This is a genomic window from Bradyrhizobium sp. IC4059, from assembly GCF_020193615.1.
Lineage (GTDB): Bacteria > Pseudomonadota > Alphaproteobacteria > Rhizobiales > Xanthobacteraceae > Bradyrhizobium > Bradyrhizobium yuanmingense.
Genome location: NZ_JADYVH010000011.1, coordinates 164327 through 178910 on the forward strand (window position 1 = coordinate 164327; position 14584 = coordinate 178910).

Annotated in this window: 14 protein-coding genes; 7 read left to right on the plus strand and 7 right to left on the minus strand. The window is 66.5% G+C overall.

All coding sequences use genetic code 11. The features are described from left to right. Window positions 1-22: 22 nt before the first annotated feature. The 4 genes from I6F12_RS29430 to I6F12_RS29445 are packed head-to-tail and all read right to left on the minus strand — an operon-like array spanning window position 23 to window position 3941. Window positions 23-2569, minus strand: coding sequence for an HWE histidine kinase domain-containing protein (locus I6F12_RS29430; protein ID WP_225157811.1), 2547 nt, complete (start codon window positions 2567-2569; stop codon window positions 23-25). Then, window positions 2566-3222 (minus strand): biliverdin-producing heme oxygenase, encoded by a 657-nt coding sequence (locus I6F12_RS29435; protein WP_345944194.1) that lies wholly within the window; start codon window positions 3220-3222, stop codon window positions 2566-2568. The genes I6F12_RS29430 and I6F12_RS29435 overlap by 4 nt, the downstream gene beginning before the upstream one ends. Before the next feature lie 54 nt (window positions 3223-3276). Next, window positions 3277-3444: a DUF1127 domain-containing protein gene (locus I6F12_RS37380; RefSeq protein WP_225150684.1), complete on the minus strand. Its 168-nt coding sequence runs from the start codon at window positions 3442-3444 to the stop codon at window positions 3277-3279. Between the two features lie 53 nt (window positions 3445-3497). Continuing rightward, a complete protein-coding gene (locus I6F12_RS29445) occupies window positions 3498-3941 on the minus strand; it encodes a nuclear transport factor 2 family protein (RefSeq protein ID WP_225157812.1) in 444 nt (147 codons plus the stop codon). 91 nt (window positions 3942-4032) lie between these two features. On the opposite strand from I6F12_RS29445, the gene I6F12_RS29450 reads away from it, so the two are divergent. Further along, the gene (locus tag I6F12_RS29450; RefSeq protein ID WP_225157813.1) at window positions 4033-4956 is read left to right on the plus strand and encodes a LysR family transcriptional regulator; all 924 of its coding nucleotides are present in this window, start codon (window positions 4033-4035) and stop codon (window positions 4954-4956) included. A gap of 109 nt (window positions 4957-5065) precedes the next feature. On the opposite strand, the gene I6F12_RS29455 is transcribed toward I6F12_RS29450, so the two are convergent. Next, window positions 5066-5686: a glutathione S-transferase family protein gene (locus I6F12_RS29455; RefSeq protein ID WP_036006329.1), complete on the minus strand. Its 621-nt coding sequence runs from the start codon at window positions 5684-5686 to the stop codon at window positions 5066-5068. A gap of 124 nt (window positions 5687-5810) precedes the next feature. Between I6F12_RS29455 and I6F12_RS29460 the strand changes: the two genes are divergently transcribed. After that, entirely contained in the window at window positions 5811-7088 is a 1278-nt protein-coding gene (locus tag I6F12_RS29460; protein ID WP_036006300.1) for a flavin-dependent oxidoreductase, read from the plus strand. 210 nt (window positions 7089-7298) lie between these two features. Here the strand turns inward: I6F12_RS29460 and I6F12_RS29465 are convergent, their stop codons facing one another. Together I6F12_RS29465 and mutY are read right to left on the minus strand one after the other, a co-directional pair. After that, window positions 7299-7721, minus strand: coding sequence for a PaaI family thioesterase (locus I6F12_RS29465; protein WP_036006298.1), 423 nt, complete (start codon window positions 7719-7721; stop codon window positions 7299-7301). A gap of 65 nt (window positions 7722-7786) precedes the next feature. Further along, window positions 7787-8878 (minus strand): A/G-specific adenine glycosylase, encoded by a 1092-nt coding sequence (gene mutY, locus I6F12_RS29470; protein WP_057026283.1) that lies wholly within the window; start codon window positions 8876-8878, stop codon window positions 7787-7789. Window positions 8879-8961: 83 nt separating this feature from the next. Between mutY and I6F12_RS29475 the strand changes: the two genes are divergently transcribed. The 5 genes from I6F12_RS29475 to smc all read left to right on the plus strand — a co-directional run bounded on the left by I6F12_RS29475 (window position 8962) and on the right by smc (window position 14540). Further along, window positions 8962-9243 carry a type II toxin-antitoxin system RelE/ParE family toxin gene (locus I6F12_RS29475; protein ID WP_057026282.1) on the plus strand — a complete coding sequence of 94 codons (282 nt, stop codon included), beginning with the start codon at window positions 8962-8964 and terminating at the stop codon, window positions 9241-9243. Continuing rightward, window positions 9218-9538: a HigA family addiction module antitoxin gene (locus I6F12_RS29480; RefSeq protein ID WP_036024868.1), complete on the plus strand. Its 321-nt coding sequence runs from the start codon at window positions 9218-9220 to the stop codon at window positions 9536-9538. Before I6F12_RS29475 ends, I6F12_RS29480 begins: the two co-directional genes overlap by 26 nt. A gap of 10 nt (window positions 9539-9548) precedes the next feature. Beyond that, a complete protein-coding gene (locus I6F12_RS29485) occupies window positions 9549-10046 on the plus strand; it encodes a DciA family protein (protein WP_225157814.1) in 498 nt (165 codons plus the stop codon). Between the two features lie 140 nt (window positions 10047-10186). Next, window positions 10187-10858, plus strand: a complete 672-nt coding sequence (locus I6F12_RS29490) for a DsbA family protein (RefSeq protein WP_036006292.1) — start codon at window positions 10187-10189, stop codon at window positions 10856-10858. A gap of 217 nt (window positions 10859-11075) precedes the next feature. Beyond that, window positions 11076-14540, plus strand: coding sequence for a chromosome segregation protein SMC (gene smc / locus I6F12_RS29495; protein ID WP_225157815.1), 3465 nt, complete (start codon window positions 11076-11078; stop codon window positions 14538-14540). Window positions 14541-14584 lie beyond the last annotated feature (44 nt).

Here is a 14584-nt window from a genome sequence, read left to right on the forward strand (position 1 = left end):
GCATACCGCTCCTCATGGGTGCCTATAGGGCGCCGGCCTGCTGCAATTTGCCGAGTGCATTCTCGACCACTTCCAGCGTGTAAGGCTTCTGGACCACCGGCGCGGCGGCCAATGGCTCGGGGATCGGCGCGCGCTCGCCATAGCCGGTCGCGAAGATGAAGGGCACCCCGATCTCCTTCAGCCTCTGTGCGACCTTGATGCTGCTCTCGCTGCCGAGATTGAGGTCGAGCAGGGCAAAGCTCGGCCGCGAACGCTCGATCGAGCGCAGTGCCTGGTCGACGGTTGCGGCGGTGTCGACGTGGCGGGCGCCGAGGTCGAGCAGGATGACCTCCGCGGCCATCGCGATGATCAGGTTGTCCTCCACGATCAGGGCCGTGTCGGAAATCCGTGGACGGGCAGATTGCTGCTCCTCGATACGCATGGCGGCTCCCGCGATGGATGGGACGAGCTGGACGAAGTTGGGCGGAATGACGAACTTCGCCTGGACGCCCAGGAGGTCGAAACGGATCTCGGCATCGCCCTTGAGATCGAACGGCACCGACCGCTCGATGATGGTGGTGCCGAAGCCGCGCCGCGACGGCGGCTGCACGGGCGGACCGCCGCTCTCCTTCCACTCGATGACGAGGCTGGAAGACGGGTCGAGGCGCCAGACCACCTCGACACTGCCGGTGGAATCGGCAAGCGCGCCGTACTTGGCGGAATTGGTCATCATCTCATGAACGACGAGCGCCAGCGTCGCGAACGCCTTTGGATCGAGCGCGACGTCCGGACCGCCCATCTTCACCCGGTCTGCGCGCGCACCGAGATAGGCGCCGGCCTCGGACTCGACCAGGGTGCGGAGCGCGACGGGTGCCCAGTTCAGGTTCGTGATCTGGTCGTGGGCGCGCGCGAGGGCCTGGATGCGGCCGCCGAGCACGCTGGCGAACTCCTCGATGCCGGTCGCAGTCTCCTTGCTCTGCGCCACCAGGGCGCGCACGAGGCTCAGGATGTTGCGGACGCGATGATTGAGCTCGGCGATCATCAGTTCCTGCCGCTCCTGTGCCCCGCGGCGCTCGCGCGCGGCGAGGTCGGACAGTTGCAGGATCACCTCCAGCAGCGTGACGCGCAGGCTCTCGGCGATGCGGATATCGGCCGCCGACCACGGCTTCGACTGCCCCGCCACCGTTTCCTGCCACAACTCGAAGCTCTTGCGCGGGGTGAGGCGCGGCCCGTGCGGACCTTCGTCGTAGACCTTGTTGGGATCGGCGGCCCACTTCACCGATCGCGTGACCTCGCGGCGGAAGAAGATCAGGCAATCGCGCGGCGTGCGCGAGATCGGGATGGCGAGAAAGCCCGCCGCGCGGTCACGGAAGGCCTGGCCGGCGGCGTAGACCTGGGCGATCTCGGCGCTGGCGAAGATCCGGCCCGGCGAAGTCCGGTTGATGAAGGCGACGAGATCCTTCACCTCGTCTTCGGTCGGGGTCTCCCCCTCGAGCGCGATATTGTTGTCGGACCAGACTGCGACGCCGTCGCACTCGATCATCTTGCGATAGTCGCCCAGGAAATCGACGATCGCCCGCCGGCTGTGCTCATGCGAGGCCGCGATCTCGATCAATCGCTCCTGGACCTGATGCGCGCGGGCCTCATAGGCGACGTCGCCCTCGCGCTCGCGGCCTTCCACGATCCACGAGAACATCTGACCGAACAGCTCGGAGGCCGTGCGCTTGTCGAACGAAATGTAACGCGGCGAATAATGGTGGCAGGCAAACAGACCCCACAGCTTGCCGTCGCGCAGGATCGACACCGACATGGAGGCGGCAACGCCCATGTTGCGCAGATATTCGATGTGGATCGGCGACACCGAGCGCAGCACGCTCATCGACAGGTCGAGCAGTCCCGCATTATGCGTGGCCGTGGACATCAGCGCGGCAGGCCGCGCGTCGACGTCGGCGATGATGCGCAGCCAGTTGCGCTGATAGAGCGCGCGCGCCTGCCTTGGGATGTCGGAGGCGGGGTAACGCAGACCGAAAAAGGATTCGAGCCCAGACTCCGCCGTCTCGGCGATCACCTCGCCAGACCCGTCCGGGTGAAACTGATAGACCATGACGCGGTCGAAGCCGGTCAGCACCTTAAGCTGACGCGCCGCCTCGCGCGCAAGATCGGCCATTCCGCGCGTCTTGTGGATCCGTTCGAGCATCAAGCGCACGAGCTCGCCGGAATTGACGCCGGGCTCGTGGACGCTCGGCTCCGCCTCGACGATCAGATAGACGCCGGAGAGATGGATCGAAAGATCAAAGGGTGGCTTGCCGGGCTGCAGCTCGACGCCGAACAGGCGCTCGGTCGCATCCGGACCGCCGAGATGATCGACCCGGCTGCGGATCGTTTCGACCGCCGCCTCGGAGATCACGCCCGACAGCGGCCGCTGCAGCAGGTCGGCAACATCCGTTCCAAGAAAGCTCCCGACGTTATCCGAGGCCATGCAGATCGTGAAATCCGAGAGCACGGCCAGCAGGAAGCCAAACGGCTGCACACTGCCGGGAATGTGGATCGGCTCGCGGTCGCAATTGGTGAGATTGACGGCCTGGTTCATGCCCGGTCCGCCGCCTGCTCGAATGCGGCGAAGGCGATGCGGGCCGCCTCGATTGCCTCGTCTTCGTCCCAGCACTCGTTGGTTGCAAGCTTCGCCAGGAAACTCTGCCAGAGCCGCCTGCCGGTGCCGTGACTGAGATAGGCGACAGCTTCGCGGAGGCGCGGATCGGCGGAATCCGCGACCATCTTCAGCAGGAATTTTGCCCCGAGACGGGAGCCTTCGAGCACATACATCGTGCCCACAACGCCGCTGCGCGTCAGTGGGGACACGGACACCAGCCGCGGCACCGCGCTGCCGAGGCGCTCGAGATCAGCCAGAATTGCCGCGCTTCGCGACCGCTCCGGCCAGTCCGGGAAAGCGCTGCTGACGCCGGCCTCGACGAGTGCCGTCTCGAGCGGCAGCAGGGCGCCGGCACTGGCTTGCAGAAAGCGCCGATAGCCGGAGAGCTCGGCCAGCTCGAACGCCGACAGCTGCGCGTCGAGGTCGCGGTGCGCGGCCGACGTTGCGTCTCTTAGTCGTTCGCGGAGTCCGGAGAAGCTGCGGCCTACCTGCGTTGAAACGTCCGAAGCCCCAGCCAGCATGAAATTCCCGAGAACGCAGGTTGCCGCGGGCGCGGCGCGCCCGGCAACCGAGGGAACGCCGGCGGCACGCAATAGTTCCGCCGGCCTTGGCACCGCGAGAGGCGAGACATGGGGGGTCCACTCCGTTCATTTCCGCCGAACCGTCCTTCTGAGCTCGTGCTCGATCTCGCTCCGGGACATCCCGAAATCCTGAAGCTCGCGTTCGGTCATGGCCGCGAGCTGGCAGCGGATCCGAGACCGCTCGTGCCGGGTCTGCAGGAGTTCCAGCAGCGTCCGACAGGCTCGCACAAACATCGCGGGCCGTGGCGAACAGGAGCGGCCGGTGGACGCGACCTGGTCCAATCCGGTCAGCTCGCTGCCCTCGCGGAGGCTTGCGGAAACGGGCCGAGCGCCTTCTCGGTCAGCATGGAGTCGCAGTACTCGCGAATCTCCTTGATCTTGCCGTCCTCCAGGCGAAACACGAGGCAATAATCGTTGTCGTAACGCACGCCCTCGGGCGTGACGTTATCTCCCTTGGCTTCGACCACCACGATGTCGCCATCGGCGATGAAGCGATGGGCGACGGTCCGCGTGCGGTCGCGCAGGCGCGTGCGGACATAGCCGTGCAGATCTTTGAGGATCGCGTCCTTGCCGGCAAAGGTGCGCGACCAGGAATATTGCCCGGTGACGACCCATTTGGCGTCGTCGGCGAGACTTGCTGTAAACAGGGCGCGGTCGCGCGCGGCCGGATCGGGATTGGCGGCCGCGGCGAAGATATCCTGCAGCAGTTTCTTGTTGGCGCTCGCGTTCATGGCGGCATCTCCTCGTGGTGACAACGCGGAGATCATCGCCGGGCCAACGTCATTCTTCAAATCGATAGAGAATATGATATCTATTCACCTCATGAATTTGAAAACGCTCGACCTCAACCTGTTGACCGCGCTCGACGCATTGCTGCGCGAGGCCAATGTCAGCCGCGCGGCGATGAGGATCGGCCTGTCACAGCCGGCGACGAGCCACGCCTTGCAGCGCCTGCGCGACATCTTCGGTGACCCGCTGCTGGTGCGCACGGGCGTACGGATGGAGCTGACGCCGCGGGCGCTCGCCCTGCGTGCGCCGCTGGCGCAGGCGCTCGACCAGGTCCGCGGGCTGTTCTTGCCCGATGACTTCGATGCCGCGCGCAGCGAGCGGCAGTTCCGCCTGATGATGCCGGATCTCGCAGTCGAGCTGTTGATGCCGCCCTTGATGGCGAAAGTGACGCGCCTTGCCCCCAACGTCCGCATCGACGTGGTGCCGTGGCGGGGACCTGCGATCTTCCACGCCGAGTTCGCCCGCACCATCGACCTCGTGATCTCGATCGGCAACGCCTTCAAGGGGTTTCATCGCCAGTTGCTCTACACCGACAGCGACGCGCTGGCGGTGCGGCGCGGCCATCCTGTGGGAGCGAGGCTGAAGCGACGCGAGGCGTTCCTGGCCGCCCGCCATGTCGGCGTGATCATCCGCGGCAATGCCGAGGATCTCATCGACACCTGGCTGCGCGGCAAAGGCGTCGAGCGACATATCTCGCTGGTCGTGCCGGGCTATCTCGAAGCCTTGCACGTTGCCGCGCGCACCGATCTCGTCGCCTTCGTGCCGCGCCGGCTGATCGCCGCGCTGTCGCAGCAGCTCGGCCTCGTCACGGTGACGCCGCCGCTCGATCCAGGGATCGACGAGCAGTTCATGTTCCACCCGACGCGCGCGCAGATGGACCCCGGTTCGATCTGGCTGAGAAGGCTGATGCTGGAGACGGGGCGGCAGCTGGAGCAAGCCAGGCGGAAACTCCCGTAGCAACTCTCGTAGGGTGGGTTAGCCGAAGGCGTAACCCACCACTTTGGCTTCCGCAGCGACAGAAGAGGTGGGTTACGCTGCGCTAACCCACCCCACAACAGCTGCGCTCCTACGCCTTCTGCGCCGCCATCACCTTGCTCACCGCGGGGCGATCGGACATGCGCTTGAAGTGATCGGCGATCTTCGGCGTCGCATTGATGTCGACGCTGTCGCCTTCGAGCCAGGTCGAGAGCGTATAGAGATAGGGATCGCAGATCGTGTACTGATCGCCCATCACCCAGGGTCCCCGAAACATCTTCTGCTCGATCAGCTTGAAGCAAGCGCCCATGGTCTTCGGCACCATCGCCTTCATGTCGGCGAACGAGCTCTCCTCCGTCGCCCAGCGCGCGCCGCGCATCTTGTGGGCGTGGTTGATGTGCACGGTCGAGCAGAGATAGGAGTTGAACGACTGCACCTGGGCGAAGTCGAAGGGATCGTCGAGCGGCGCGAGCTTCGCCTTGGGGAAGGTCTGCGCGAGATAGGCCAGCATCGCCGGCGTCTCGGTCAGGACGCCGCGGTCGGTGACCAGCGCCGGCACCCGGCCCTTTGGGTTGATGGCGAGATAGTCCGGGCTGTTCTGCTGGTTGTCCTTGAAGCTCAGCCGCTCAGCGGTGTAGTCGGCGCCGGCCTCTTCCAGGGTGATGTAGGTGGCAAGCGCGCAGGTGCCGGTGGCGTAGTAGAGCTTGAGCATGTCGGACCTCATGGGGAAAACCGGAGGTTAACGGTCCTCCGCCGCGCCGTCCATAGGCGGCCTGTTCGCAGTTGCCCACGGCCGCCCGGCTGTGCCAAGACGCCTCCATCGGAGGGGTTTTCTCATGACGGTACTCATCGCCGGTGGCGGCATCGGCGGGCTCACGCTTGCGCTCAGCCTGCATCAAATCGGCGTTCCCGTGAAAGTGTTCGAGAGTGTCGCGGAACTGAAGCCGCTCGGGGTCGGCATCAACGTGCTGCCGCATGCGGTGCGCGAGCTGATCGAGCTCGGCCTGCTGGACAAGCTGGACGCCAGCGGCGTGCGGACGCGCGAGCTCGCCTATTTCTCCAAGCACGGCAAGCCGATCTGGAGCGAGCCGCGCGGTTTGGACGCCGGCTACAAATGGCCGCAATTCTCGATCCATCGCGGCACCCTGCAGCAGATCCTGCTCGACACCGCGCTCGAGCGGCTCGGCCGCGACAACATCCTCACCAGCCATCATCTGACCGGCTGGACCGAGACGGCGGGCGGCGTGCGCGCCGACTTCGTCGACAGGGCGACCGGCAAGGCCGCCGGCACCTACGAGGGCGCGATCCTGATCGCCGCCGACGGCATCCATTCCGCCGCGCGAGAGAAGCTCTATCCGAACGAAGGCCCGCCGATCTGGAACGGCCGCATCCTCTGGCGCGGCGTCACGCCGGCCAAAGCCTTCCTCACCGGCCGCAGCATGATCATGGCCGGTCACGAGATCCTGAAATTCGTCTGCTATCCGATCTCGAAAGAACCGGATGCAAACGGCAACCACCTCATCAACTGGGTCGCGGAGCGCCACATGCCGCCGACCTATCAGTGGCGTCGCGAGGACTATAACCGCACGGCGCGGCTCGAGGAGTTCCTGCCCTGGTTCGAGAGCTGGCAGTTCGACTGGCTCGATGTGCCCGCCCTGATCAGGAACTGCCCGCACGCCTACGAATATCCGCTGGTCGATCGCGATCCGGTGTCGCAATGGACCTTCGGCCGCGTCACGCTGATGGGCGATGCCGCGCATCCGATGTACCCGATCGGCTCGAACGGCGCCTCGCAGGCGATCCTCGACGCGCGCGTCATCACCCGCGAGATCCTGGCGCACGGTCCGACGCAGGCGGCACTGCTCGCCTATGAGGCCGAGCGGCGGCCCGCAACCACCGACCTCGTCCTGCTCAACCGCAAGAACGGTCCCGAGCAGGTGATGCAGCTGGTCGAGGAGCGCGCGCCTGACGGGTACAAGGTCGTCACCGACGTGCTGTCGCAAAAGGAGCTGGAGGACATCGCCGCCAACTACAAGCGCGTTGCGGGATTTCAGGTCGAGGCGCTGAATGCGAAGCCGCCGATCGTAAGCAAGGACGCGCGGGCGAAGGGGTGAGTTCTTTGCTCAAGGCGAGATGTGCGCGAATACGCCCTCTCCCCTTGCGGGAGAGGGCAGCGACGCAGGTAGAAGCGGACTCACTTGGGTGAGGGGTTCTGTCCGCAGGTAAATCTTTTGCAGTAGAATTCGCTGAGGCAACCCCTCATCCGGCGCTTCGCGCCACCTTCTCCCGCAAGGGGAGAAGGAAGAGCAGTGCGCACCGCCGAACTATTTTCCCACCACCCTCGCCGCCTCCAACAATCGCTCGCTGGCGCTTGCCGTCGCCAGCACCGTGCCGTCCTCTGCCATCAGCTTGGCTTCGACGAAGGCGATGGTCTTGCCGAGCTGCGTGACCTTGGCTTCGCCGGTGATCGGACCGGGCTTTGCGGGTGCCAAAAAATTCACGGTCATGCTGATCGTGGTGGTGTAGAGCCGGCCCTCGCTCATCACCAGCACCGCCGGACCCATGGTGTCGTCGAGCATCGCCGAGAGCATGCCGCCCTGGATGAAGCCCGCGGGGTTGCAGAACTCCGGCTTGCCGTCGAAGCCGAGCTTGATCCAGCCCTCCTCCGGACGGGCATCGAGCAGGCGCCAGCCGAGCAGCTCGGCGCATGGGGGCCTTGGGAAGTTATCGAGCGCGGTCTTGACCATGCGAGATCTCCTTTGCCCCCTGTTAGCGCAAGACTGCTGACAGCTTGCTGTCAGCAGGATGGATGCTAGAGATCCAATCCATGCGCGATGACCTTGCGCATGACGTTGGGCAGCGCCTCATCTGCCAGAGTCGCGATCGGCACCCAACGCATGCCCTCGGGCGCGCGGACCCGGGCCTCGGCCTTGGCCGTGTAGACCACCAGCTCGAGCGGAAAATGCGTGAAGACGTGGGTGACGACGCCCACCTTGCGCTGCCAGCGCGACAGCCCCTTGAGCTGCGGCGCCTGCTGCTTCGCCGTTGCATCGTCCTGGCCGGCGAGCCAGTCCGAGCACGGCACCTCCGTCATGCCGCCGAGCAACCCCTTTTCGGGCCGCGAGCGAACCAGCAATTCGGCACCGCGCGTGACCACGAAGGCGGCGCCGCGCCTGAGCGTCCCGCTCTTCTTCGGTGCCTTGCGCGGGAACGTCTCCTGGGTGCCCTGCGCGCGTGCCGTGCAGTCCTCTGTGAACGGACACAGCGAGCAGGCCGGCTTCTTCGGCGTGCAGATCGAGGCGCCGAGATCCATCAGCGCCTGCGCGCTGTCGCCGGCGCGAGACTCCGCCAGCAGCGTCGCGGCGAGTTGCTGGATGAGCGGCTTGGCTTGCGGCAGCTCCTCCTCGACCGCGAACAGCCGCGACACCACGCGCTCGATGTTGCCGTCGACCGGCATGGTGCGGCGGTCGAACGCGATCGCCGCAATCGCCGCCGCCGTGTAGGGCCCGATCCCCGGCAGCGCGCGCAGCCCCTCCTCGGTATCCGGAAACACGCCGCCATGCTCGCGCGTCACCGCCACGGCGCAGGCATGGAGGTTGCGTGCGCGCGAGTAATAGCCGAGCCCGGCCCACATCCGCAGCACGTCGTCCTGCGAGGCTCGCCCCAGCGCCGTGACATCAGGCCAGCGCGCGACGAACTTTTCGAAATAGGGGCCGACCGCCTTCACGGTGGTCTGCTGGAGCATGATCTCGGAGAGCCAGACGCGATAGGGATCGGATGCCTCGCCCGGCGCGGCGCGCCACGGCAATCGGCGGCGGTGGCGGTCGTACCATTGCAGGAGCGCGAGCGGGCGAACCGACGACGCCGTACTCTGTTCCTTCTTGCGCGCAGTCGTGGAGAGCATGCACCTTTACTAGAGGAGGATTCCGCCTGTGGCCAGCGCGACCGGACCGTTGCGCGCTATAACGCCTTGCGTTATACACAGACATGATCCAGAGCTTCGCCAACTCCGAGACAGAGTTGATCTGGTCCGGTCGGCGAAGTCGAAAACTGCCGCCCGACATTCAGAATGTGGCTTTGCGAAAGCTGCGCTTGTTGAACCAGGCGCGGGTGTTGGCGGATCTCAAGGTTCCTCCGGGCAATCGGCTGGAAGCCCTGAAAGCCAACCGCGAAGGTCAGCACTCGATCCGGATCAACGATCAGTGGCGCATCTGTTTTGTGTGGGATGAAGGAGGACCGAGAGATGTCGAAATCGTCGACTACCACTAGGAACGGGTTCCTCCGCAATCCCCATCCCGGCGAGATCCTGCTGGAGGAGTTTTTGAAGCCGATGGAGCTGAGCCAGAACGCGCTGGCGCGGGCCGTTCACGTCCCGCCGCGGCGGATCAACGAGATCGTCCTCGGCAAGCGCGACATCACCGCCGACACTGACCTGCGGCTCGCCCGCTATTTCGGTCTGTCGGAGGGCTTTTTCCTGGGTCTGCAGATGGACTATGATCTGATGCAACGACGGCGCGAGATCGATCGCGACCTCAAGGCCATCCGGCCTCGCGCCGCGGCATAACGGACGGCTCATGTCCAAATCCGGCCCCATCTTCAAGCCCGGCCCGGTCAGCGCCAAACCGCTCGGGATCCTGCTCGACGACGTCTTTGCCGAGGCCTATGCCAAGCAGGGCTTTGCGGCGCGCGAGCTGGTGACGCGGTGGGCACAGATCGCGGGGCCGGAGATCGCGGCCCATGCCGAGCCGCTCAGGATGCAATGGCCGCGGCCGGTCGAGGGTCAGCCGCAGGAGCCGGCAACCCTGGTGCTACGGGTCGAGGGGCCGATGGCGCTGGAGATTCAGCATTCGGCCGACGTGATCCTGGAGCGGGTCAACCGCTTCTTCGGCTGGAGCGCGGTCGGCAAGCTGGCCTTCCGCCAGGCGCCCCTGTCGCGGCCGCGGGCCCGGAAGCGGCCCGGCCCACCCGACCCCAAGGCCGTCGCCAAGGTGGCGGAGAACCTGACCGAGATCGAAGATGAACAACTGAAGACCGCGCTGGCGCGCCTCGGGGCCGCCATCAAGCGAAATTGAGCCTCATTCCGCGGCCAAACTGGACCTGTCCGTAGCGCCCGCCATTGCCTCAAACGACGTTTCAAGCTAGCGACAGGCCGTCCGAGCAGGAAACCTTGACCCGTCCTTCGGGCGAACCTTGCCAATCCCGGGAGCCGACCTTGATCATCACCCGCCGCGCCTTCACCACGATGCTGTCGCTGACCGGGCTTGCCGCGTTCGCCGGGCTCTCGCCGCTGCGGTTCATCTCGGACGCCATGATCCCTGAAGCAATGGCGCAGTCGGCCGCCGACGTCGCCAAGCCGGTGTCGCTGCCCGACATGGCGCTCGGCCCGAAGGATGCCGCCGTCACCATCACCGAATACGCCTCGATGACGTGCCCGCACTGCGCCGCCTTCAACGAGCAGGTGTTCCCGAAGATCAAGACGGAATACATCGACACCGGCAAGGTGCGTTACATCTTCCGCGAGTTCCCGCTCGACATCAAAGCCGCCGCCGGCTCGATGCTGTCGCGCTGCATCGCCAAGGACGATGCGCCGAAATACTTCGCGGTCACCGACATGCTGTTCCGCCAGCAGAATGACTGGGTGATGAAGAACACCACCGAGACCCTGACGCGGATCGGCAAGCAGGCCGGCCTCACCCAGCAGCAGGTCGAGGCCTGCCTGAAGGACCAGGCGCTGCTCGACAAGATTGCCGCCGACCAGAAATATGCCAGCGACGTGCTCAAGGTGGATTCGACGCCGACCTTCTTCATCAACGGCGAGAAGATCAAGGGCGACACCTCGTTCGAGGAGTTCGCCAAGAAGATCAACCCGCTGCTGAAGAGCTGATTCGCGCGTCAAGATCCTGATTCGCATCTCGAAAGCCGTATCTTTCCCGGCATAAATCCCTTGGGAAAAGCGGCTTTCGCCGGTTGCCCTCGCGGCGCACCGCGGCCATTGTCCAGCCGCATGAGGCGCCTCGCGCGACTCACCCAGACAGCGACATTGCCTTCCATGGTATTGTCCCGGCAGGGGGATTCGCGCCTGCCAACAGAGATGCGTGCTTATGAAAATCACCCGCCTGCGCCTTCACGGCTTCAAGTCCTTCGTTGAGCCGACGGACTTCGTCATCGAGCCCGGCCTGACCGGCGTGGTCGGCCCCAACGGCTGCGGTAAGTCCAATCTCGTCGAGGCGCTGCGCTGGGCGATGGGCGAGACCTCCTACAAGTCGCTGCGCGCGGCCGACATGGATGCGGTGATCTTCGCCGGCTCCGGCAATCGTCCGGCGCGCAACCATGCCGAAGTGACGATGACGATCGACAATGCCGATCGCACCGCGCCGGCGGCGATGAACGACAGCCAGATCCTGGAAATCTCCCGCCGCATCGAGCGCGAGGCCGGCTCGGTCTACCGCATCAACGGCCGCGACGTGCGCGCCCGCGACGTGCAGATCCTGTTCGCGGACGCCGCCACCGGTGCGCGTTCGCCCGCCCTCGTCCACCAGGGCAAGATCGGCGAGATCATCCAGGCCAAGCCCGAGCAGCGCCGCCGCGTGCTGGAAGACGCCGCCGGCGTCGCCGGCCTGCACGCCCGCCGTCACGAGGCCGAGCTGCGGCTGAAGGCGGCCGAAACCAACCTCACCCGCGTCGAGGATGTGATCGGCCAGCTCTCCGGCCAGATGGAAGGCCTGAAGAAGCAGGCTCGCCAGGCCGTGCGCTATCGCGAGGTCGCCGCCAAGGTCCGCAAGGCCGAAGCCACGCTGTTCCACCTGCGCTGGGTCGGTGCCCATGCCGACGTCAACGAATCCGGCCAGACCCACGATCTCGCCGTGCGCGAGATGGCCGAGCGCACCCAGCACCAGGCCGAAGCCGCCCGCATCCAGGCGATCCGCGCCGCCGAGATGCCGGCGCTGCGCGATGCCGAAGCGCGCGCCGCGGCCGGCCTGCAGCGCCTGACCAATGCCCGCGAGCAGCTCGACCGTGAGGAAGAGCGCGCCAAGGAGCGCGTCACCGAGCTCGAGCGCCGCCTTGCCCAGTTCGAGGGCGACATTTCCCGTGCTCAGCAGCAGACCATGGATGCCGACGTCGCGCTGCAGCGGCTTGACGCCGAAGATGCCGAGCTGAAGGAAGAGATCAAGTCGCGCGTCGAGAAGCGCTCCGGCGTCGACGAGCGCGTTGCCGAGGCCGAGGCGGTGCTGACCGAAACCGAGCAGCGCTTCGCCGAGCTCACCACCGCGCTCGCCGACCTCACCGCCAAGCGCAACCAGCTCGAGGCCAACGTCCGCACCCATCGCGACAAGCTCGCCCGGCTCGATCAGGAGATCGCGAACGTCACGGCGGAAGAGCAGAAGCTCACCGAAGCAACCGGCGGCTTCGGCGATCTCGACGAGCTGACCGCGCTGGTCGAGACGGCGGAAGAGACGCTGGCGGCCTCCGAAGCTGCGGCGCAGGCCAGCGAAGCTGCGCATGTCGCGGCACGCCAGACGCTGGAATCCTCGCGCTCGCCGCTGGTCGAGGCCGACAAGCGCGTGCAGCGGCTCGAGACCGAGGCGCGCACGATCTCCAAGATCGTCAACGGCGAGACCAAGAATTTGTGGCCGCCGATCATCGACGGCATCACCGTCGACAAGGGCTTTGAAAAGGCGATCGGCGCGGCACTCGGCGACGATCTCGATGCGCCGATCGATCCGTCGGCGCCGATGCGCTGGACCAATGTCGGACACACCGAGGGCGATCCCGAGCTGCCCGAAGGCGCCGTGCCGCTCTCCAACCATGTGCAGGCGCCGGCCGAGTTGGCCCGCCGTCTCGCCCAGATCGGCGTGGTGCCGCGCGAGCGCGGCGCCGAGCTGGTGTCGCAGCTCAAGACCGGCCAGCGGCTGGTCTCGCCCGAGGGCGACGTCTGGCGCTGGGACGGTTTTGTCGCCGCGGCGCATGCCCCGACTGGCGCCGCCCGGCGTCTCGCCGAGCGTGCCCGTCTCGTCGACATCGAGAACGAGCTTGAGCAGGCCCGCATCGACGCGCAGATCAAGCGTCAGGCGCTGGAGAACGCCGAGTCCGAGCTGCAGATGGCGGCGAGCACCGAAGGCGCCAGCCGCGAAGCCTGGCGCGGCGCGCAGCGCGAGCTCAACGTCGCGCGTGAGCGCCATGCCAATGCCGAGCGCGAGATCAGCCGCCATGCCGCGCGCAAGGCGACGCTGTCGGAAGCGCACAGCCGCCTCGCCGCCGACCGCGCCGAAGCCGAGGCCGCCTACGAATACGCCCAGGCCGGCATCGGCGAGCTGCCGTCGAGCGAAGACACCGAAACCCAGCTCGCCGCCGTCCGCAGCGACATCGAAGGCCGCCGCCGCATGGCCGCCCAGGTCCGCGCCGAGGCGCAGGCGCTGGCACGCGAAGCCGAGCTCGCTGACCGCCGCGTGCAGGCGATCCTCGCCGAGCGGACCGAGTGGCAGAACCGCAAGGAGAGCGCGGCCTCCCACATCGACACCATCCAGGCCCGTATCGCCGAGCTCACGATCGAGCGCAGCGAGCTTGAAAACGCCCCGGCCGTTTTCGCCGAGAAGCGCAGCGCGCTGATTACCGAGATCGAATACGCCGAGAACGACCGCCGCATGGCCGCCGACGCGCTCGCCACCGCGGAGACCGCGATGGCCGAGACCGACCGTGTCGCCAAGCTGACGCTCGAGGCGCTCTCCAGCGCCCGCGAGGCCACCGCCCGCGCCGAGGAGCGCATGGAAGGCGCCCGCCGCCGGCTCGAGGACATCGAGCGCGAGATCCGCGACATGCTCGAGGTCGAGCCGCAGGCCGTCGCCGGCCTCGCCGAGCTCGAGCCCGGCGCCGAACTGCCGCCGCTGCACGAGATCGAGGAGGACCTCGAGAAGATGCGCCGGGACCGCGAGCGCCTCGGCGCCGTCAATCTGCGCGCCGAGGAAGAGCTGCGCGAGGTCGAGACCCAGCACACCGGCCTCGTCACCGAGCGCGACGACCTGGTCGAGGCCATCAAGCGGCTGCGCCAGGGCATCCAGAGCCTCAACAAGGAAGCCCGCGAGCGGCTGCTGACCTCGTTCGACGTCGTCAACGAGCACTTCAAGCGCCTGTTCGTCGAGCTGTTCGGCGGCGGCGAAGCCGCGCTGCACCTGATCGAGAGCGACGACCCCCTGGAAGCCGGCCTCGAAATCATCGCCAAGCCGCCGGGCAAGAAACCGCAGACGCTGTCGCTGCTCTCAGGCGGCGAGCAGGCGCTGACCGCGATGGCGCTGATCTTCGCGGTGTTCCTCACCAACCCCTCGCCGATCTGCGTGCTGGACGAAGTCGACGCGCCGCTCGACGACCACAACGTCGAGCGCTACTGCAACCTCCTCCACGAGATGACGGGCTCGACCGACACGCGCTTCATCATCATCACGCACAACCCGATCACGATGGCGCGGATGAACCGCCTGTTCGGCGTCACCATGGCCGAGCGCGGCGTGTCGCAGCTGGTGTCGGTGAGCCTCGCCGAGGCCGTGGACATTCTCGACCAGAACGTGGCGTGATCTTGGACCGTCATTCCGGGGCGATGCGCAGCGTCGAACCCGGA

What these genes read in the sequence shown, in the direction of transcription:
- I6F12_RS29480 (WP_036024868.1), top strand. Translation starts at nt 9,218, where the DNA reads ATGTCGAAATCGTCGACTACCACTAGGAACGGGTTCCTCCGCAATCCC.
- I6F12_RS29445 (WP_225157812.1), bottom strand. Translation starts at nt 3,941, where the DNA reads ATGAACGCGAGCGCCAACAAGAAACTGCTGCAGGATATCTTCGCCGCG.
- I6F12_RS29455 (WP_036006329.1), bottom strand. Translation starts at nt 5,686, where the DNA reads ATGCTCAAGCTCTACTACGCCACCGGCACCTGCGCGCTTGCCACCTAC.
- I6F12_RS29475 (WP_057026282.1), top strand. Translation starts at nt 8,962, where the DNA reads ATGATCCAGAGCTTCGCCAACTCCGAGACAGAGTTGATCTGGTCCGGT.
- I6F12_RS37380 (WP_225150684.1), bottom strand. Translation starts at nt 3,444, where the DNA reads ATGTTTGTGCGAGCCTGTCGGACGCTGCTGGAACTCCTGCAGACCCGG.
- I6F12_RS29460 (WP_036006300.1), top strand. Translation starts at nt 5,811, where the DNA reads ATGACGGTACTCATCGCCGGTGGCGGCATCGGCGGGCTCACGCTTGCG.
- I6F12_RS29430 (WP_225157811.1), bottom strand. Translation starts at nt 2,569, where the DNA reads ATGAACCAGGCCGTCAATCTCACCAATTGCGACCGCGAGCCGATCCAC.
- I6F12_RS29450 (WP_225157813.1), top strand. Translation starts at nt 4,033, where the DNA reads ATGAATTTGAAAACGCTCGACCTCAACCTGTTGACCGCGCTCGACGCA.
- I6F12_RS29485 (WP_225157814.1), top strand. Translation starts at nt 9,549, where the DNA reads ATGTCCAAATCCGGCCCCATCTTCAAGCCCGGCCCGGTCAGCGCCAAA.
- I6F12_RS29465 (WP_036006298.1), bottom strand. Translation starts at nt 7,721, where the DNA reads ATGGTCAAGACCGCGCTCGATAACTTCCCAAGGCCCCCATGCGCCGAG.
- mutY (WP_057026283.1), bottom strand. Translation starts at nt 8,878, where the DNA reads ATGCTCTCCACGACTGCGCGCAAGAAGGAACAGAGTACGGCGTCGTCG.
- smc (WP_225157815.1), top strand. Translation starts at nt 11,076, where the DNA reads ATGAAAATCACCCGCCTGCGCCTTCACGGCTTCAAGTCCTTCGTTGAG.